At 29.4% G+C, this 19,630-nt stretch carries 19 protein-coding genes; 17 read left to right on the top strand and 2 right to left on the bottom strand.

Annotated features, from left to right (window positions below; translation table 11 throughout):
• The first annotated feature begins 16 nt into the window (after positions 1-16).
• The 5 genes from AALI31_RS04955 to rpsU all read left to right on the top strand — a co-directional run bounded on the left by AALI31_RS04955 (position 17) and on the right by rpsU (position 3,984).
• A complete protein-coding gene (locus AALI31_RS04955) occupies positions 17-772 on the top strand; it encodes an RsmE family RNA methyltransferase (protein WP_489885429.1) in 756 nt (251 codons plus the stop codon).
• Between the two features lie 13 nt (positions 773-785).
• Positions 786-2,093, top strand: a complete 1,308-nt coding sequence (gene mtaB / locus AALI31_RS04950) for a tRNA (N(6)-L-threonylcarbamoyladenosine(37)-C(2))-methylthiotransferase MtaB (protein ID WP_489885428.1) — start codon at positions 786-788, stop codon at positions 2,091-2,093.
• Positions 2,094-2,107: 14 nt separating this feature from the next.
• Positions 2,108-2,449, top strand: a complete 342-nt coding sequence (locus AALI31_RS04945) for a histidine triad nucleotide-binding protein (RefSeq protein ID WP_489885427.1) — start codon at positions 2,108-2,110, stop codon at positions 2,447-2,449.
• Positions 2,450-2,476: 27 nt separating this feature from the next.
• Positions 2,477-3,604 carry a DUF4214 domain-containing protein gene (locus tag AALI31_RS04940; RefSeq protein WP_489885426.1) on the top strand — a complete coding sequence of 376 codons (1,128 nt, stop codon included), beginning with the start codon at positions 2,477-2,479 and terminating at the stop codon, positions 3,602-3,604.
• Between the two features lie 203 nt (positions 3,605-3,807).
• Positions 3,808-3,984: a 30S ribosomal protein S21 gene (rpsU, locus tag AALI31_RS04935; RefSeq protein ID WP_005805980.1), complete on the top strand. Its 177-nt coding sequence runs from the start codon at positions 3,808-3,810 to the stop codon at positions 3,982-3,984.
• A gap of 206 nt (positions 3,985-4,190) precedes the next feature.
• Here rpsU and AALI31_RS04930 read toward each other — a convergent pair whose 3' ends face one another.
• Positions 4,191-5,648: an aminotransferase class I/II-fold pyridoxal phosphate-dependent enzyme gene (locus tag AALI31_RS04930; protein WP_489885425.1), complete on the bottom strand. Its 1,458-nt coding sequence runs from the start codon at positions 5,646-5,648 to the stop codon at positions 4,191-4,193.
• Between the two features lie 152 nt (positions 5,649-5,800).
• Here AALI31_RS04930 and AALI31_RS04925 point away from each other — a divergent pair, with 152 nt between their 5' ends.
• From AALI31_RS04925 to AALI31_RS04895, 7 genes are all read left to right on the top strand, one after another.
• Entirely contained in the window at positions 5,801-6,394 is a 594-nt protein-coding gene (locus tag AALI31_RS04925) for a 50S ribosomal protein L25 (protein ID WP_489885551.1), read from the top strand.
• 94 nt (positions 6,395-6,488) lie between these two features.
• Positions 6,489-8,222 (top strand): phospho-sugar mutase, encoded by a 1,734-nt coding sequence (locus AALI31_RS04920; protein WP_489885424.1) that lies wholly within the window; start codon positions 6,489-6,491, stop codon positions 8,220-8,222.
• An 8-nt stretch (positions 8,223-8,230) separates the two neighbouring features.
• On the top strand, positions 8,231-9,316 hold the full coding sequence (locus AALI31_RS04915) for a tetratricopeptide repeat protein (RefSeq protein WP_489885423.1): 1,086 nt from the start codon (positions 8,231-8,233) through the stop codon (positions 9,314-9,316).
• Positions 9,317-9,319: 3 nt separating this feature from the next.
• Positions 9,320-10,063, top strand: a complete 744-nt coding sequence (locus AALI31_RS04910) for a WecB/TagA/CpsF family glycosyltransferase (RefSeq protein ID WP_489885422.1) — start codon at positions 9,320-9,322, stop codon at positions 10,061-10,063.
• Positions 10,064-11,344 (top strand): glycosyltransferase family protein, encoded by a 1,281-nt coding sequence (locus tag AALI31_RS04905; protein ID WP_489885421.1) that lies wholly within the window; start codon positions 10,064-10,066, stop codon positions 11,342-11,344. It begins immediately after the preceding gene.
• A gap of 18 nt (positions 11,345-11,362) precedes the next feature.
• Entirely contained in the window at positions 11,363-12,517 is a 1,155-nt protein-coding gene (locus tag AALI31_RS04900; protein WP_489885420.1) for a glycosyltransferase, read from the top strand.
• Positions 12,502-13,755 carry an O-antigen ligase family protein gene (locus tag AALI31_RS04895; protein WP_489885419.1) on the top strand — a complete coding sequence of 418 codons (1,254 nt, stop codon included), beginning with the start codon at positions 12,502-12,504 and terminating at the stop codon, positions 13,753-13,755. The genes AALI31_RS04900 and AALI31_RS04895 overlap by 16 nt, the downstream gene beginning before the upstream one ends.
• Here the strand turns inward: AALI31_RS04895 and pdaA are convergent.
• Entirely contained in the window at positions 13,741-14,547 is an 807-nt protein-coding gene (pdaA, locus tag AALI31_RS04890; protein WP_489885418.1) for a delta-lactam-biosynthetic de-N-acetylase, read from the bottom strand. The genes AALI31_RS04895 and pdaA overlap by 15 nt on opposite strands.
• A gap of 122 nt (positions 14,548-14,669) precedes the next feature.
• On the opposite strand from pdaA, the gene ychF reads away from it, so the two are divergent.
• The 5 genes from ychF (at position 14,670) to hslO (ending at position 19,569) form a co-directional block, all read left to right on the top strand.
• Positions 14,670-15,764 carry a redox-regulated ATPase YchF gene (ychF, locus tag AALI31_RS04885; RefSeq protein ID WP_489885417.1) on the top strand — a complete coding sequence of 365 codons (1,095 nt, stop codon included), beginning with the start codon at positions 14,670-14,672 and terminating at the stop codon, positions 15,762-15,764.
• A gap of 24 nt (positions 15,765-15,788) precedes the next feature.
• Positions 15,789-16,952: an iron-containing alcohol dehydrogenase gene (locus AALI31_RS04880; RefSeq protein WP_489885416.1), complete on the top strand. Its 1,164-nt coding sequence runs from the start codon at positions 15,789-15,791 to the stop codon at positions 16,950-16,952.
• A 113-nt stretch (positions 16,953-17,065) separates the two neighbouring features.
• Positions 17,066-18,124, top strand: a complete 1,059-nt coding sequence (locus AALI31_RS04875; RefSeq protein WP_489885415.1) for a S1C family serine protease — start codon at positions 17,066-17,068, stop codon at positions 18,122-18,124.
• A gap of 97 nt (positions 18,125-18,221) precedes the next feature.
• Positions 18,222-18,608, top strand: a complete 387-nt coding sequence (locus AALI31_RS04870; RefSeq protein ID WP_489885414.1) for a hypothetical protein — start codon at positions 18,222-18,224, stop codon at positions 18,606-18,608.
• Between the two features lie 100 nt (positions 18,609-18,708).
• Positions 18,709-19,569, top strand: coding sequence for an Hsp33 family molecular chaperone HslO (gene hslO / locus AALI31_RS04865; RefSeq protein ID WP_489885413.1), 861 nt, complete (start codon positions 18,709-18,711; stop codon positions 19,567-19,569).
• Positions 19,570-19,630 lie beyond the last annotated feature (61 nt).

Genomic DNA, 19,630 nt, shown 5'->3' with positions numbered 1-19,630 from the left:
CCGAGGAGTATTTTAGATGCGTAGATTTTTTACAGATTTTGAATACAAAGAGGGAATTGATACTCTAACGATAAGTGGTGATGAAGCTAAACATATTTTAAGAGTTTTGCGTTTTAAAGTTGGCGATAAATTAATTATGAGTAATTACAAAGATTGTAGCTTTGAAAGTGAGATTTTAGAATCAGATTCTAAATCTTGTACGATCAAGCTTCTAAATAGAGTTGATATATCTAATAAGAATGGCATTAGCATTTCGGTTTTTCAAGGATACCCAAAGCAGAATAAACTCGAACTCATAGTTCAAAAGTTGACTGAGATAGGGGTTGAAAATATAACACCGATTTTGACAAATAGGGTTAACTTTAAAACCAATTTGGATAAATTTAAATTTGATAGGTTAAACAGAATAGCTAGAGAAGCTTGTAAGCAATGTGGAAGTTCCAGTATTCCTGATATAGGTTTTCCTGTAAAATTGATCGATTTATCAGTTCGTGATATGTGTGTGTATGATTTGATAATTGTTCTTTATGAAAGGGAAGAAATTAGTTTGAAGAGTGTTCTAAGAGAGGCTGACATCATTGAGAATGTAAAAAGGGTTTGTGTTTTTATTGGACCTGAGGGTGGATTTGAAGAGGAAGAAGTTAACTTTATAAAAGGTTTGGGAGGTAAATCTGTAAGTTTAGGTAACAGAATATTGAGAACAGAAACATCGGCTATAGTTATTTCATCGATACTTCGTTATGAGTTTGGGAATATGGGTAATTTGATTTGAAAAGGAAGAAAATATGAAAGTTGCAATAGTTACTTTGGGATGCAGAGTCAATATTTATGATACAGAGATTATGATATCGATGCTTAGAAGAAATGAGTTTGAGATAGTTTCTCATAACGAATTTGCAGATGTGTATTGTATAAATACTTGCACTGTCACAAATAACAGCGATAAAAAATCTCGACAATTTATTTCCAAGTTTAAAGGGATTAATCCTGATTCCATAATTGCCATGGTCGGATGCTATCCTCAAGTTTCTAAAAGTGAGGTTTCCAGCATAAGAAATGTTGATATAATTTTGGGCAATAGATTTAAAAGTAAATTGCCTCATTACATAAATTTGTTTCTTGAAACTAATGACAAGGTTATTAAGATTGATGATGATTTGTTAGGAAATTTTAACTTTGAAGATGGTATATTGGATAATTTTGAAGATAAGCATAGAGCATTTATAAAAATTCAAGATGGTTGTAATAAATTTTGTAGTTATTGTATAATACCTTTTGCACGTGGGGGTGTTTGTAGTAAAGATCCAAAGAAGGTTTATGATGAAGTGAAAGCTGTTGTTGATAATGGATATAAAGAAATTGTATTAACTGGAATCAACACTACTTCCTATGGTATTGATTTGAATGATAATATTAGTTTGGTTGACTTAATTGAATCTATAGATCATATAAAGGGACTTGAACGAATAAGAATAGGTTCGGTAGATCCAGAGTACTTTGATTTTAAAATTATAGAGAGATTGAGTAGAGTTGAGAAGCTGATGCCACATTTTCATTTGTCATTGCAAAGTGGTTCTGATAGTGTTTTAAAAAGAATGAAGAGAAAATATGATACTGTTAAATATGAAGAAGTTGTTAGTCAATTTAGAGAATTAATAAACGATGTTAGTATAACGACTGATTTGATTGTAGGGTTTCCTGGAGAAACTGAAGAAGAGTTTCAGGAAACGGTGGATTTTTTAAATAAAATAAGATTGCAAGATGCACATATTTTTAAATATAGTAAGAGGTCTGGTACTAGAGCTGCCGTAATGGATTTACAAATTAGCAGTAGTGTTAAAAGTGAAAGAAGTAAAATAGTTTCGTCCATCGTTAAACGTAATAGAGTAGACTTTCTTGAAAAGTATGTTGGGCGAGTTATGGACGTCCTTTATTGCACTGTTTCATCAAACAACGATACAATTTGCGGTTATACAAATAACTACATAAAGGTTTATTCAGATCCGTACGATAGAAATTGTCTAGGGAAAATAGTTAAAACTTTTATAGGATGTCATAATGGAGAGTTTTTGCTTGGACAAATTGTTAAATAGGGGGTTGTGTATAAATGGAATGTATTTTCTGTAAAATAATTCAGGGAGAAGTTCCTTGTACGATAGTTTACGAAGATGAATATGTGGTTGCCTTTGAGGATATTTATCCTTCTGCGACTAACCATGTGATTATTATACCTAAGGTTCATATCGAAGATATTAACGGTATATCTGATGAAAATATCTATTATATAAAATACATTTTCTTTGCTATAACAAAAATTGTTAAGGCTCTTAATATTGCTGAAAGTGGATATAGAATAGTTAATAATTGTGGTGAACATGCTTTTCAGTCGGTTAAGCATCTACATTTTCATATAGTTGGTGGACAAGAGTTGTCTCCGACATTTTGCTGATAGATTTTTACGGAAGGAATTTATAAGGTGAGGAAAAGTATAAAAAGATTTGTTCTTATTGGGTTAATGTCTTTATGCTTGAGTACTGTGAGTATTATGCCAAGGGCACAGACTAAAGAAGATTTTTTAAATGGGTTTTTGGACAATGTCTATTCTATAATGTTAAATAGGGAAGCAGATGAAGAAGGGAAACTGTACTGGAAACAGCAAATATTAGATGGCAAAACAGGAATTCTCAATTTTTTAAATCAAATGTTAGACCAAAAGGAATTTGAAGAACTTAATATTTCATCAGAGGATTTTATAAATAAGGCTTATAGTCTTTTGATGAATAGAGATTCTGAGGAAGAGGGCTTCAATTATTGGATGGATAAACTAGGAAATAATAGCGGTAATGAACAAAAACTCAATTTGATAAATGATATGGCTCATGCTGACGAGTTCATGAGTAAAGTAAATGAACATGGTATATTGTTTAAGAAGTTTGAAGAAGAGCTCCTCGAACAAACAATTGATGAGCTAAAGGATATAGATGTATTCATAAGAGACGCTTATCAGTATATTTTGGGAAGGAGTTATGATAATGATGGACTTAATTACTGGAGGACGGCTTTAACTTCCCAAGAAAAGGGTGCTATAGATTTAATAGAGAGTTTTATATCCACAAATGAATTTAAGGCTAGAAATGTTTCGGACAAGCAATTTATCCAAATAGTGTATGAAGTATTGTTTAACAGAGAAGCTGATTTAGAGGGGCTAAATTATTGGAGTTCTGTTTATCAAAAGGACACTTCTTCGAATAGAATGAAGAACTTAGTCCTTAATATAGCCGATGATATAGAGTTTTTAACGAGAATAAAAAACATGAATGTTATACTCAAAAAGATAGATTTGAGTTTGTTTTATTCAGAAACGTTATCATCTAAAAATAATGTAAGGACTATAACCTCAAGTCAATTATCAGAAATTAAAAAAGGAATGACATTCTTTGATATAGTAGTCAAATTAGGTAGGACTAAAGATGTTTCAAGTATTTCTGAGATAAACATTGCAAAATATATTGTAGATAAATCTAAGGAGATTTATTTTATATTTTCGAATCCTTTAGCTTCGTACAATTTTGATCCAATGGAAATTTTAAAATCTCAAAATTAATTATTAAAAAAGTAATAATTAGTTTTAAAAAAGTACATAATTAATTGTGAGGTATTTTAAAAAAATTATTGGTAAATGGCTTTAGAGTGTAGAAGTTTTCTTTATTGACATAAAAAAATATTTATTGTATAATTCTAGATGAAATCGCTGACCCATTAGAGTATAAAGTTTTTATTTTGTACTAGTGGAGGGAGGGAAAATATATGTCTGAAATAAAAGTTGGAGAGAATGAGTCCTTGGAAAGTGCTCTTAAAAGGTTTAAAAGGAAGTGTGCACGGGCTGGAGTCTTATCTGAGGTGAAGAAGAGAGAGCATTACGTTAAGCCAAGTGTAAAGAGAAAGAAGAAGTCTGAAGCTGCAAGAAAGAGAAAATTTAAATAGCATATAGATGATATAGAGGAATAGCAGAGGATAATATAACTGTTATAGTGTATGGTGAAATTGACACCTTCCTCGACAGCTACGAATTGAATTGTTAAGTTAGATTTTGAGTTATTGTTTAATGATTTTATTGGGTGAGTGATTAAGTGTTATATATTGTGAAAGAAGTGAGTCACAGTTTTATTATCTGTGACTCTTTGATTTTTTTATTCAAGAATTTTAATATTTTTAATTGATGGATCTTCTGTACCTTGTATGAATAAACCTAATGACTTTATATATTTTACATACTCTATTATCTCTGAAGTTATTATTTCTCCAGGACATAAAATAGGAATACCTGGAGGGTAAGTTAGTAAAAACTCTCCACTTATTTTGTTTATGCTTTGATCCACCGGAACCAAGCGTTTGTTTGCCTGAAATGCTTGACGTGGATTCAAAATCTGTTTTGGGATTTTTGGAAGATTCATTGAAAAGTTATTTATATCTTTAGGAAGAGTATTTTTATGTATATCTTTCAATGCTCTTACTAAAGCGTCTATACTCTCCTTTGTATCTCCAAATGATCCCACAGCGAGTCCATTATAGGTATCTGACATTTCCAATTGTATGTGATATCTTGTTGATAAAATGTTATCCAATTCATATCCTGTAAGTCCTAGTTTTCTGCAATTGATAGTAAGCTTTGTAGGGTCAAAGTCAAAGAAACCATTTCCATTTTCTAATTCTTCTCCGAAACAATATAAAGAATCTATTTTGTTTATTTCATTTCTTGCATAATTTGATAATTCAATTGATTTTTCTATTAATTCTTTTCCATTTAATGCAAGTTGTCTTCTTGTACAATCAAGAGATGCCAAAATTATATAAGATGGAGAAGTTGTTTGAAGTAAATTTAAAACTTGTCTTACTTTGTTAGGATTTATATATTTTGATTTTACGTGAAGCAATGATCCTTGTGTGAGAGAACTTGTTATTTTGTGAGTGCTCTGTGCACAGATATCAGCATCGGCATCCATCGCACATATTGGTAATTTTTCATTGAAAATAAGATGAGGTCCATGAGCCTCGTCTACAAGTAGAGGTATGTCATATGAGTGGACCAAAGTTGAAATATTTTTAATATCTGTGGTCACTCCGTAATATGTCGGATTTATTATAAGCACAGCTTTTACATCTGGATTATACTTTAAAGATTTTCTAACTGTCTCTAAAGAAACTCCATGAGATATAGATAAAAATTCGTCTATTTCGGGTTCCATATAAATTGGTGTTGCTCCGCTTAGAATTATTCCAGCAGTTATAGATTTGTGTACGTTCCTCGGTATTAAAATTTTATCTCCTTCCGATACAACCGACATTATCATCGCTTGAATTGCAACTGTCGTACCATTTATGCAAAAAAGGGTATGATCAGCATTGTAAGCATCTGCAGCCAATCTTTCAGCATCTCTTATTGATGAAACGGGATTGTGTAAACTGTCAACTGATTTAAATACAGTTACGTCTATCATAAAAGCGTTTTTACCGATGAAGTTTTTAAATTCTTCGGGAATGCCTATCCCTTTTTTGTGTCCAGGCACGTGAAAAGGAACTGTTGAATTATCTACGTAATTCAGTAGGGATTCAAATATGGGTACTTTGGTTTGATCTAATTTATACAAGAGTACAACATCCTTTCCAAAATATTTCTACCATTCAATTTTATATGATAACTATAAAATTCGATTTGCACAATGTTTTAAATCCTTAGGTGTAAAAAAGTGTATAGGAAATATTCAAAAGTGTGATAATACAAACAAGGAGTTGATAATTGATGATAAATGCTACTATAAATAGGGAAGTGACTAAGGGATCAATTAAAAGACTAAGAAGAGAAGGAAAAGTGATAGGGAACATTTATGGAGTGGATGTTTCACCAACAAGGATAGTTTTAGATGAAAAAGAGGTTAAGACTTTGATGTCAAATGGTGGCAACCATAACATAATTGAGATAAACGTTGAAGGCAAAATGTATAACGCTATAGTGAAAGATATACAAAAGAATTATGTTAATAATAGAATTTTGCACATAGATTTAGAGTGTTTTGATGGTGACAAAATTATAAATGCTGATGTGCCAGTCAATTATGTAAATGAGTTTATTGCTTCAAAGAACGGAGCGGTTATACAGAAAGAGAAAAGTAGTATAAAGGTTAGATGCAAATCGAGTAAGATTCCAGACCATATAGATTTGGTCATTAATGAACAGATGTTAGGGCATGCTGTTAGAATATCTGATATGGAAATAGGAGATGAGCTGACTATACTTGATAGCTTAGAGTCAGTAGTAGCCTCGATAAATTTTACTAAGAATGTTACTGAACAGTCTATTGAAGATACTCAAAAGGATGATCCTAATATTAGCTAGTTTGTTAACAGTACAAATTAAAAAATATTTGTACTGTTTTATTTATATTTTATAGTATAATTCTTGTAGAATTATTTTATTTATGGAGTGTGTCATGTACAAGGATTTGGTACGTAAATGGTTGTCTTCTAAAAATATAGCTGAGGTGTATAAGAGTGAAATTTATAACTTAGATGAAACTGAGCTTGAGGATAGATTTTATAAAGAATTAGAATTTGGTACTGGTGGACTTAGAGGGAAAATGGGATCTGGGACAAACAGGATAAATATTTATACTATCGGCAAAGTAACTAAAGGGTATGCGGATTTTTTAAATCACAAATTTAAAGGAGAAGAAATCAGTGTTGTTATTGCATTTGACTCTAGGAATAACTCTAATGAATTTGCAAAAAGGGCTGCACTTATATTGGCAGCAAATAACATAAAAGTCTATTTATACAGAAAGTTAACACCTACACCTATGCTTTCCTTTGCAGTTAGGGAACTAAAATGCAATGGAGGGATTGTAATTACTGCTTCTCATAATCCGAAGGAGTACAATGGTTACAAAATATATGGTGAAGATGGAGGACAATTGACGGACGTTTTGGCCAAGGAAGTTTATTCTTACATATATGGTATTGATGTGTTTAGCGATATTGAAATGTTGAATGAAGAACATGCCTTTAGCGTAGGAAAGGTTGTATACGTGTCGGATTCATTAGAAACTAGTTATATTGAGAAAATAAAAAATCATGCTATAAGAAAAGAATTAATAGATGAATGTTCAGGAGAGTTAAAAATAGTATATACTCCGTTACATGGGAGTGGATATATTCCTGTTACAAGGATATTAAATGAATGTGGGTATAAGGACTTAAAGGTTGTTGAAGAACAAATGATTCCAGATGGAGACTTTCCTACTGTTAATTATCCAAATCCTGAGTTGGTGGATGTGTTTGATATTTCGCTTAAATATGCTAAGCAATTAGATGCTGATATAGTTTTTGCAACTGATCCGGATTGTGATAGAGTTGGAGTTGTGGTTAGGGATAAAATTGGAGAGTATAAATTTTTAACTGGAAATCAAGTTGGAAGTCTTTTGTGTGAGTATATGCTTATGTCACTTAGTGAATTTGGTAAAATAAAAAGTAATTCTGCGATATTAAAAACTATTGTAAGTACTGATATTGTAAAGGATATTTGTGATAATTATAATGTTGAAGTTTTAGATGTTCTAACTGGCTTTAAGTATATAGCTGAAAAGATAAAGGAATTTGAAGAAAGTAATAACTACGAATATGTTTTTGGTTTTGAAGAAAGTTATGGATATTTAATAGGGACATTTGTAAGAGATAAAGATGCCGTTATGGCTATCAGTGTTATATGTGAGATGGCATTATATTACAAAAAACATGATAAAACTTTAAATTGTGCATTAGATGATTTGTATAAAAAATATGGATTTTTTTCTGATGAGCTTATATCCATAGACCTTGAAGGTAAATTAGGGCAAGAGAAAATAGCTAAGTGTTTAGAATCACTTAGGAAAATAGAAATGAGAAATTTGATTGATGGAAAAGTAACTTGGAAGTTTCAAGATTATAAGATAGGTGTTGAATATGATTTTTTAAATAACCAAACATTTGAAATAAATTTGCCAACGTCAAATGTTTTAAAAGTTTTATTCGATGATGGAAGTTGGTTTGTTGTAAGACCATCTGGAACTGAACCTAAGATGAAAATATATATGTTTGCTAAATCGTATACTAAGGATGGTATGAGAACTAATATAAGTAATCTTAAGAGTAATGTTTTAAAACTAATTGAAAAATGCATGATTGACTAGGAGAACTTATGAGTTATAGTTTAAGTGATAGGTTATCGAAATTAATATTTATAGAATTAAAGGATTTAACGGCATTAAACAAAATAAATGAAGGTTTATACAGTGATCTTAAGGGAAAAGATATTCTTTTTCCTGTAGATCTAAGTTCTGTATCAGATAAAAATAATGTAAATGCTTTGGATCTTACTATGGATAAATTTTTTATAGGGATGCTCCTATGTATTGGTGGTAATAATGAATTCGTATACAATGATTACTATGAAAATATAATTTTGAGTTTTGATAGTAGTCAGGAATTTTATAAAGGATATATATATTCTCTTATACAAAAAGATGATTTATTCGATGCATACATAATGCTTAAAGGTCTTTCAAAAATATATTTTAACAAAGAGTACAAGGAGAAATTAATAGTTGTTTTATTTAATTTGAAAGATAAGAGTGATTTTTTGAAGACAGAGTTAGAAATAGAGATTGAAAATTCTATTAAAGAGTACATTGATTTTCATAAAGGTTATCTTTATAAATCGATGATGTATAGAGATGATGGTAATTATGTTGCTGCTCTTAGTAGCTTAGAGATGTATATAAAGAAGCATAAGGGTTCACAAGATAGTGAAATTGAGAATTATAAAAGACAGTTGTTAGGATATATAGATTATGAAGATGGTAAAGAGAAGATATACTTTAGTCCTACTGAAGCTTTAAGAAAATTAATACCGTTGGTAGATGTGTTCAAAAATGATCCGTTAATTTATTATTATATTGCTGTGGCTCATAGAAAATTAGAGATGTATGAGCAAGCTATTTATTATCTGGAATGTTCTAGAGAGATAGATACAGATATTGTTGAGGTAGTTAATGAAATTGGATTAAGTTATGCTGGGTTGAACATGTTTGAGAAGGCTGTTAGTTACTTTGAAACCGTTTTTAAAGTGACTAATGCGATAGAGGTATGCACAAATATTGTGATGTGTTATTTAAAACTCGGAAAAATAGAGAAAATGAACGAATATTTTGAAAAGGCTAAAAAAATAAATCCTAGTGATGGTATTTTGGAAGAATTGGAGCACTTAATCTCGAAAGTAAGGTGATGTATGTATTCAAATTTAATGGGATATAAAATATATTCTGGAAATAAGGAAGACTTAACTTTTAAGATAGAGAATCATTTACTTGGAGAGTCGGGATTAGATAAATTGAACATAATTTCTGGTAATCCAGAGGTTTTACTGAATGGAATTAATAATGATGAATTAGATAAGTTTTTCAAAAGAGAGGATAATTTGATAATACCTGATGGAATAGGCGTTGTGATGATGATGAAATTGTTTAAAAGATGTGCTATAGAGAAAATATCAGGTGTTGAGGTAATGGAAGAGATACTTAGGATTCTAAGCAAGTTAGGATTAGGAGTCTATTTTCTTGGTGCAACAAGTGAAAATTTAGAACTTGCAATTAAAAATATTAAAATAATGTATGGTAATTTACAAATTAAAGGGTTTAGAGATGGATACTTCAGCAATGGAGAGATCAATGAAGTAGTGGAAGATATTAAAAATAGCAAATCGAGTGTTTTGTTCGTAGCTATGGGTAGTCCAAAACAAGATATTTTTATAAGTAGGTGTATGAAAGATTTGGATTGTAAAATATTTATGGGAGTTGGAGGTAGTTTTGATTTATATTCTGGAAAACTTAAAAGAGCACCTAAAGTTATGATCAATTTTGGGTTAGAATGGCTTTATAGGGTTTGGAATGAACCATTTAGAATAAAGAGATTATCAAGCATACCTAAGTTTATGTTAAAAAGTATGAATTATCACTTTAAGGAAAAGATTTGAATGTTTAGCATTTTGGTTGTTTCATGTTATTCGGTTGATATAAATAATTCTGCTAGTATAGAGTTGATTTATTATTTAAATTTATTGGCCGAAAGTGGAGAATTTAAAGTTCATCTTTTGACTATGGATTTTCCTAAACACAGCATTTACTATGATACAAATGTTTCTGGGCTTTTACATAAAGGTGTTGTGGTACACAGAGTTAAAGGTGGATTTATCTTAAATAAAATGATTCCTAAGAATTCTATAAATAGTAAGAGTAATAAAAATATTAAAAAATTAAACTCTTCATTAATAAAATTGAAGAATATATTCAACATAATTGATCCATACTTAGGATGGAGTCATAAAGCGTACAAATATTTCAAAAAGAGTTTATATGATTTAAAATTTGATGTCATATTGAGTATGCATGAACCTCCATCTAGTTTGATTTGTGGTCATAGAATTAAGAAATTTGTTGATAGCAGATCGGAGGATATTAGGTTAGTTTCGTATTTTAGTGATCCATATTGTAATGAACTAAATCGAAGATCTAAAAATTTTATAGTGAGAAAGATAAATAGTGTTATCGAAAGATCAGTAGTAAATGTAAGTAATGGATTTTTATTTGTTACAGAGAGCAATCTTAATTATTTTGTAAATAAATATAATATTAAATTCAATAATGTTAGCTTGGTACATAGAAATTTAAGTAAGACATTTATAAATAAATTTAAAAGAGATTATCCAATTGAATTTATGAAAGATAAGATAAATTTTTTGTATGCTGGAGATATTGTGAAAGGTGTAAGAGATATAACTAAGTTTGTTGAAGCGTTGAATTATGTTGCTAAAAATAATATTGATATGTTTTCGAGACTTAATATAAATTTTTATGGAAATATAAAAGATGATTTTCAACTCGAATTAGTTGAAAAGAGCCCTTATATAAATTTTAAAAATAGAATTTCTTATCTTAAGATCATTAATTTTATGATTCATGCTGATGTACTTTTGATTTTTGGGAATAAAGAGTTTAGTCAAATACCTGCTAAAATTTATGATTATATGGCTACGAATGCGTACATATTGGTCATCCTAGAAAGTTATGATGATCCTTTTTATAAATTGATAAAAAATGTTGATGGTATAATATGTACTTTAAATAATTGGATTAGTATCAGTAAAACGTTGGTAGAATTTGTAAATAATGTTCATGATCCTAAGAAAAATTTTGAAAGGAATAGTTTTGATAATAATGATATACTGAATAAAATAAAGAAGGTTTTTTGTAATTAAATTCTATGAGGTGTTGGTGTGCATGTTGTTGTAGTTCCGTCTTGGTATTCAAGTGATGAAAATATTGTTTTAGGAAGCTTTTTTAAAGAGCAAGCATTGGCTTTAAAAGAATCTGGAATTGACATTACAGTGTGTTATAATGAGATTTTACCTATTTATCGATATAAAAAATTCATAAATATTTTTAATAGTAGGATTGAATATAGCTTGGATGATGGCTTAGATACTTATAGATATACAGATTTTAATTATTTGTTGCATTATCATAAAAGATTTTTATTATTTCAAAAAAGAATAGAGAAACTGCTTAACAAAGTAATTATTGAAAAAGGAAGAATAGATATAATACATTTTCATTCATGTTTTTGGGCTGGTGTAGCTGTACCGTACATAAAAAATGTGTTTAATGTTCCGTGTATCATTACTGAACACACAAGTATGAATAATTCCAAAAAAATGAAAAAGAGCTATATCAAGTACATAAATCGTGCATATGAAGATGCAGATGTTTTGATAAGTGTAAGTTCTTCTTTAAAAAATGAGATTTGTAAGATGACTAGTAGAGATGTAATAGTCTTGCACAATTTCATAGATGGTACTGTATTTAATGTGAAGTTAAATCAAAATGATAAAATTAAATTTACATTTTTTTCATTGGGATTTTTGGTGGATGGAAAGGGATTTGAATTATTAATAGGTGCATGTGAAATCTTAGTAAGTAAAGGATATGACTTTATATTAGAAATCGGTGGAGACGGGTATCTTAATGAAAAATTAAGAAAAATGGTGAGTTATAAAAAATTAGATAATAATGTTAAGTTTTTAGGTTTATTAAGTAGACAAGAAGTTGTTTTAAGAATGAATAAATGTGATTCCTTTATATTAGCCTCTTGCTATGAAACTTTCGGAGTAGTGTATATAGAGGCACTTGCTTGTGGTAAACCTATTATCAGTGTTAAAAATGGTGGAGTAGAAGATATTATAGATGAAAAAGTTGGTGTTTTAGTCGATAAATATAATTGTATTGAAGTATCAAACTCCATGGAATTTATGATTAATAACATTGAAAAATATGATAGTAGGTGTATTAGAGATTATTTTTTAGAGAAATTTGAAAAACAGGTTATTATAGCTAGATTAAAGGACGTGTATAGAGATTGTTTGGCAATATAAAACTAGGATTTAAAAATGGTATAAATATGTTTGGTAAAAAATTAAGTCTTGATATGTTTAAATTTTATGTAGTATTAATGTATTTAGCTTTCAATTTTTCTTATGTTAGTGTATTTGGAGAACTAGTGTTATTAGTAAGTATACTTAATTACTTGTTTTATCTTGTCTTTATAGGAATATTTATTTATGATGTAACTAAGAATCAATACAAAGTAGATTTATATACTATATTATTTATTATATTTATCATGTCAACAGTTATTACAATGTATCTGAATTCTTATACTTTAGTAGAATATGTAAATGAAATGAAATTTATATTGCTTGGATTATTCCAATTTTTTATTTTTTTCAATGTGTTTAATAGAGACTCATGTACAAAACTTAAGATACTTTCGTTTATGATATTATTTATATGCTTTGTATCACATATATTTAATGTAATTATTTACATATTTAGGATTAGGCTTGTATTGAATAAAGTATATGGAATACATTACAATGGATCGTTTACAGGAATATATGATAACGAAAATATACTTGGCATAATATGTTTTATTGGAATAGTGTTTTCTTTTATTTTTTTGAGCTATTATAATGCTATGATATTTAAACAAATAGCTGTAATTAATATTATATTATCTGTGATAATGCTATTTTTAGTAAATGCTCGTAGTGCTGTTATTGCCTTTTTGTTTTTTTGTTTTCTACTTACCTCTATTATTTTTAGAAAAAAATCGATAATTATTGGATTCGTGATTATATTTATGATACTTTCGCTCTATTTGGCTATTTTTAATAGGAATCTTTTAATATTTTTGTTAAATGGTAGGTATGAAATATGGGATCAGGTTTTTCATGTTATTAAGAATAGATATTTGTTTGGGTATTCTAAAACAAATTCGATAAATGTGTTAATCAATAGTACTATAAGATTTTTATCAGGAGCTAAGGAAGGAGGAACCCATAATACGTTTCTCGATATATTTTTGTCGTATGGGTTGGTTGGTTTTAGCATAGTTTCTGTATTTATGATAGTGTATGTTTTTAAAACGTACAATATTTTGCGTAAAAAAATAAACGATTATAATTACATAATTTTATATTCAGCAGTTTTGAGTTTTTTGTTTATTGGAATGTTCGAATCTGTTTTGATTTATGCTCCAAGTTTGATTAGTATTATATTTTGGATGATAATGGGATACGTTAAAAATGACAATGTTTTAAAAATCTGTTAAGGATCTAAACTCATATCCTTGAGACTTTAAAGTTGATAAAATATAATCAAGTATTTCTGCATTAGTTTTTGAAACTGCGTGTAGAAGGATTATCGATCCATTATGAATTCTGCTTAAAATTGTATCTATTGCTTTTTCTCTAGATGGTTGATTTTTTATATCAAAGTCTTTATAAGCAAAACTCCAAAATATACTTTTATATCCTAAATCATTAGTAAGTTTTAAGGATTGTTCGCTAAATTTTCCCATTGGTGGCCTAAAATATTTTGGCATATCTTGATTTGTTACTTTTTTAAACTCTTCCTCAACTTCTTTAAATTCTTTATCAAATTTACCACTACTAGCGGCTTTAGCCATTGATGGATGAGATGAGGAATGGTTGCATACTAAATGTCCTTCATTTACCATTCTTAGTATTAAGTTTTTGTTTGTTTTTATATAAGGTTTTACTACAAAGAATGCAGCGGGTACATTGTGCTTCTTTAAGGTGTCTAATATTTGTGAAGAATACCCATTTTCATACCCTTCATCAAATGTTAAATATAATGCTTTTTTTTCAGTATCCCCTATGTAGTAGGCGTTATAGTTTTTGAACATGGATATTGCAATGTTATTTGGTTCGGGTGCTAGATTGTTTCTATTTGGTACTATATACCAATCAATTTCTTGAGTACTTGTTTCTCGAATTGAACATGCTGATACACAAGTTTTAGTAGCAGATTCATTTGATATAAAAGTTGATGATATTAGATTAGTAAACAAAAGAGAATACAAAAAAAATTTCTTGTTCAATAATATTTCCCCTTTATATATAATTTTAGAATATTTTAATTTTATTATGTATCTATTTAACGTTATAAATGAGTGTAAATATATGTTTTGCTCAGTATTTTTTGGGAAAGGTGGTTTCTAATATGAAATTAGGGATAGTTGGTCTACCTAATGTTGGTAAAAGTACATTATTTAACGCTATAACAAAAGCTGGTGTAGAGTCAGCAAATTATCCTTTTTGTACTATAGAACCAAATATTGGTGTAGTATCAGTTCCAGATAAAAGACTAGATGATTTAGAAAGAATATATAACTCAAAGAAGAAAGTTTATGCATCCATTGAATTTTACGATATCGCTGGTCTAGTGAGAGGGGCAAGCAATGGAGAAGGGCTGGGTAATAAATTTTTATCTAACATAAGAGAGGTAGATGCCATAGTGCATATTGTTAGATGTTTTGAAGATGAAAATGTGGTCCATGTTGATGGAGTCGTTGACCCTTTAAGTGATATTGAAACTATAAATTTAGAATTAGTATTTTCAGATTTGGAAATTGTCAGTAGAAGGATTGATAAGGTGGGGAAGCTTTATCGTTCCGGAGATAAACATGCTAAATTAGAATTTGAAGTCCTCGAAAAAGTGAAGAAACAATTAGAAGAAGGTAAAATGGTTAGAAATATGGAGTTAAGCAAGGAGGAATTTGCAGTGATCAAAAAGTATTTTTTGATCACTAGTAAAAAAACTTTGTATGTTTGTAATGTTTTAGAAGATGACTTTATTTCAAATAAAACAAATAATTTTATTGAATCAGTTAAAAAATTTGCCTTAGAAGAAAACTCAGAGGTCGTTGTGTTGTGTGCAAAGTTCGAGGAAGAATTGTCCTATCTTGAGGAAAATGAAAAACAAGAGTTGTTAAAGGAGTACAGCCTAAATGGGTCAGGTCTTGACAAGTTAATCACATCAAGCTATAATCTGCTTGGACTCATAAGTTATTTGACAGCTGGTGTACAAGAAGTAAGGGCTTGGACAATAGTTGATGGAACTAAAGCACCACAGGCAGCTGGTAAGATACATTCTGACATTGAAAGAGGATTTATAAGGGCTGAAACAATTTCTTTTGAAAAGTTCGTTGAGTGTGGTAGTGAATCTATTGCTAAAGAGAGAGGATACTATCGATTAGAAGGTAAAGATTATGTAGTAAGAGATGGAGATGTAATAAATTTTAGGTTCAATGTCTAAAATATATATTTTGTGAGGTGCAAAATGAATTTTGTTTTACACAATCCAACTAAATTGTATTTTGGTATTGATAAGTTGGAAAATTTAAAATATGAGATTAAGGATAGTTCTAAGGTATTGGTTACTTATGGTGGAGGGAGTATCAAAAAAATTGGATTATATGATCAGGTTATTGAAATACTTAGAAATCTGAACTGTAAGATTTATGAACTATCAGGTATAGAACCAAATCCTAAGCTATCTAGCGTTAATGAAGGAATCCAAATTTGTAAAAAACACAACATAGATTTTATACTTGCCATTGGTGGAGGAAGTGTTATAGATGCATCAAAGGCCATATCCGTTGGTTCAAGAAGCGATAATGACGTTTGGGATATAATAACGAAAAAAGTTGAACCTACCGATAATGTTCCATTGGGTGTAATTCTAACTTTATCTGCTACTGGAACCGAAATGAATCCTAATAGTGTTATAACTAATGATGTTACTAAACAAAAGGTGGGTTTTGCTCATAGACCATATACATCTCCGGTATTTTCAATATTGGATCCTACTTATACGGTTACTGTTCCTAAAAATCAAACAGTTAATGGAATAGCAGATACGATATCACACCTCTTGGAACAATACTTTAACCTATCTGATAATTCAGAATTGCTAGATAGGTTTTGTGAGTCGTCAATTGAATATATGATGGAGATTACTCCGAAACTTTTAGATGATCTCGAAAATGTTGATTTGAGAGAAGCTATGATGTACACTTCTTTTATAGCTCTCAATGGGAATTTGTCAATTGGTGGAGGAGATTGGGCTACTCATGAAATTGAACATTCAGTGAGTGGTATATTTGATATTCCACATGGTGAAGGATTGGCTATATTAACTCCTAATTGGATCAAATATGTTTCGAGAGAGAATCCTAGTAAAATTGTGAAACTTGGCGAAAGAGTATTTAAATTAAAGAGAGATGACTTTGATGATACTTTACAGTTTTGTGATGAGGTTAGCAAAAGATTTAGGCAATTCTTCGATGAGATAGGTGCCCCTTCATCTCTTGGCGATAGAAATATATCATTAGAGAGTCTGGATGAATTAGTTGAAAATACATTTGTCTTATATGACACGGTTGGAGAATATGTAAAACTTTTTAGAGAAGATGTAAGAGAAATTTTAAAAATGAGTATGTAGGATAGATAAATTTCAAATTTATCTATCCTTTTTTATTAACTATTAAATAATAAAAGTTTGTTTAGTCAATAATTAAACTTATAAATTATAAAAAATTAATTGAGGGGATGAAAATGAAATTTAAACATGGAAGCTTTCGTTTAGTGATGATTTTGATATTTGTGATCATACTTGGTTTATGTACAATATTTGATGACAACATTAATGTGGCCGGGAGTAGTGGTTTAAAGATTGAGAATATTAATCCAACTAGTAATTATGACAAGAGTGTAAGATTTAGTAACAATGGATTTGCTGATGTTATTGATATGGTAAATTCTGGAGTAGTAACTGTTAGTATTAATTCGATAGTGAATTCATACAGAGGTGTTAATCAGGTTACTGGAATAGGAACAGGGTTTTTTATTAGTCCGACTAAGATATTAACAAATCAGCATGTTGTTTTGAATTCATCAAATGTAAATGTTATTTTAAATAATGGAACACAACTTAATGCTAGAGTGGTTAATACTGATCAGGTCAATGATATTGCATTGCTTGAAATAACAACTCCTGGTTTTGAAAGTAGTACAGTTTTGAATATGGGTAACTCTGAGGATATGCGTGTAGGTGATTGGGTGATTGCTATTGGCAGTCCTCTTGATTTATCTTTTAGTGGAAGTGCTACTATTGGAATAATAAGTGGGCTTTCCAGAACTATTGATACTGGAAATGGCGTATCTACATTTATTCAAACTGATGCTGCAATAAATCCAGGCAATAGTGGTGGTCCATTGCTCAATATGAATGGTGAAGTTATAGGAATAAATACAGCCAAAATTAGTGTTGAGGGAGTTGAGTCTATAGGATTTTCTATACCGATAGAGTTAGCTAAGCTTAAACTTGAGGAACTGAGTGAATATGTTATAATGCTTGGAATCTCGGGTGTTGATATTAACGAGCAGGCTTCTGTTAAATTTGGTATTTCAAAAGGTGTTTTTATAGTTGAGGTAGAAAGAGATTCGATTGCATATAATATCGGCATATCTCCAGGGGATATAATAGTTAGTTTTAATGGAATTGAGATCGATTCAGTTGATCAAATTAATGAATTAAAGAGAAATATTGATGATGAAGTATCTGTTGATGTTATCAGAAACAATAAACTTATAAATTTTAAATCTAAAATTTAATGAATAAAATTTTTAAAATTTCAAAGAATAAAACTATCTTAACTTAACGTTTTGATAGTTTTATATTTTTTACATATAAACTAAGGAGAATATGGACATGAAAAATAAGATTTTTAAGATTTTGTCTTCACTCGTTTTAGTATCTGCTATGGGATTAAGTATGACGTCTTGTACAAACCAAAATAATACAAATCAAACTCAGAAAAGTGAATCAGATAGAATAAGCAGAAGACCACAAGTTTCATCTGGAAGTTCATCAGCCGAAAAAATATATACTCAAGGAGAAGTTGTAACTTTGGCGGATGGAAGCAAACTTAAATATGATGAAAATGGTAATCATGAAATTGTAGAGCGTGGATCTGGTAAAATCATAATTTTTAAAAAGGTTACGGAAGAGGAGCTCAATAGTTTAGATGGAAATCAGAGGGCATTAGTTGAAAGACAAATGAATGCAGATCCTAATGGATTTTCATTAATATATTAAACATCTGTTTTATTGCAGATGTTTTTTGTTTTTATGATGTTGAAAAAATTTAAAAAGCATGTAGAATTAATAAAGTATATTTTTATTAGGAGAATTTTTTATGAAAGATAAAATCATAAGAGCTATGGCTAAAAACGAAACTATAAGGATAATTTCATGCGTCGCCACAGATTTGTGTAAACAAGTTAAAAAATTACATGCTTTAAATGAAATTACTTCCATTGCTTTTGGAAGATTAATAACAGCTTCGGCTATGATTTCTTCAACAAATAAAACAGAATCCGATTCTATAATTATAAAATTTAAAGGTAATGGTCCTCTTAATAATATGAGTGCTGTAACTCGAGGTGATGGAACGCTAAAAGGATACATATCAAATCCAAATGCTTTTGTTGATACTTTTAAAATAAAGGATTTAATTGGAGATGGATTTCTAACTATTATAAAAGATTTGGGATTGAAAAATCCATATACAGGGAATGTTCCAATATATAGTGGAGATATATGTAATGACTTGTCCTATTATTATACTATGTCTGAACAAACTCCAACATCAATTAATGTGAGTATTGATATAGATGATAGGTTCAATATCAAAAATGTTGTGGGAATAATGGTACAAATGTTGCCAGGTCATGATGAAATATTATCAGATATTATTTCGTATAGATTCGAAGATCTTGGAAGTATAGTTTCAAATTTAGAAAATGGAAAGACCATTTATGATATTTTGAATTTCATGTTTGATGATATGGGATTAAAGATAATTGAGGAAAAAGATTTAAGATACAAATGTGATTGTTCTAGGGAAAAGGTCGAAAGGGCTATGATCAGTATAGGGAAAGATGAGCTTAAGAAAATTGTAGATGATAAGCGTCAAGAAACTATAGTTTGTGATTATTGTAAGCTAGAATACGTTTTTAATAACGAAGATATAAGAAATTTATATAATAATTTTTAAAAATGCTTGACAATTAATCTATTTATAAATATAATCTATGTTGTAGTTGTTACTACGATTT

This window comes from Anisomitus miae (SeqCode), assembly GCF_054906395.1.
Note: the sequence above shows the minus strand (reverse complement) of the source record. Positions and strands in the feature narration are given on the sequence as shown.

Bases quoted from the DNA above. Each gene is read 5' to 3' on its own strand.
- AALI31_RS04870 (WP_489885414.1), top strand. From the start codon at position 18,222: ATGAAAAATAAGATTTTTAAGATTTTGTCTTCACTCGTTTTAGTATCT.
- ychF (WP_489885417.1), top strand. From the start codon at position 14,670: ATGAAATTAGGGATAGTTGGTCTACCTAATGTTGGTAAAAGTACATTA.
- AALI31_RS04905 (WP_489885421.1), top strand. From the start codon at position 10,064: ATGTTTAGCATTTTGGTTGTTTCATGTTATTCGGTTGATATAAATAAT.
- AALI31_RS04880 (WP_489885416.1), top strand. From the start codon at position 15,789: ATGAATTTTGTTTTACACAATCCAACTAAATTGTATTTTGGTATTGAT.
- mtaB (WP_489885428.1), top strand. From the start codon at position 786: ATGAAAGTTGCAATAGTTACTTTGGGATGCAGAGTCAATATTTATGAT.
- AALI31_RS04910 (WP_489885422.1), top strand. From the start codon at position 9,320: ATGTATTCAAATTTAATGGGATATAAAATATATTCTGGAAATAAGGAA.
- AALI31_RS04915 (WP_489885423.1), top strand. From the start codon at position 8,231: ATGAGTTATAGTTTAAGTGATAGGTTATCGAAATTAATATTTATAGAA.
- AALI31_RS04925 (WP_489885551.1), top strand. From the start codon at position 5,801: ATGATAAATGCTACTATAAATAGGGAAGTGACTAAGGGATCAATTAAA.
- hslO (WP_489885413.1), top strand. From the start codon at position 18,709: ATGAAAGATAAAATCATAAGAGCTATGGCTAAAAACGAAACTATAAGG.
- AALI31_RS04955 (WP_489885429.1), top strand. From the start codon at position 17: ATGCGTAGATTTTTTACAGATTTTGAATACAAAGAGGGAATTGATACT.
- rpsU (WP_005805980.1), top strand. From the start codon at position 3,808: ATGTCTGAAATAAAAGTTGGAGAGAATGAGTCCTTGGAAAGTGCTCTT.
- AALI31_RS04945 (WP_489885427.1), top strand. From the start codon at position 2,108: ATGGAATGTATTTTCTGTAAAATAATTCAGGGAGAAGTTCCTTGTACG.
- AALI31_RS04920 (WP_489885424.1), top strand. From the start codon at position 6,489: ATGTACAAGGATTTGGTACGTAAATGGTTGTCTTCTAAAAATATAGCT.
- AALI31_RS04875 (WP_489885415.1), top strand. From the start codon at position 17,066: ATGAAATTTAAACATGGAAGCTTTCGTTTAGTGATGATTTTGATATTT.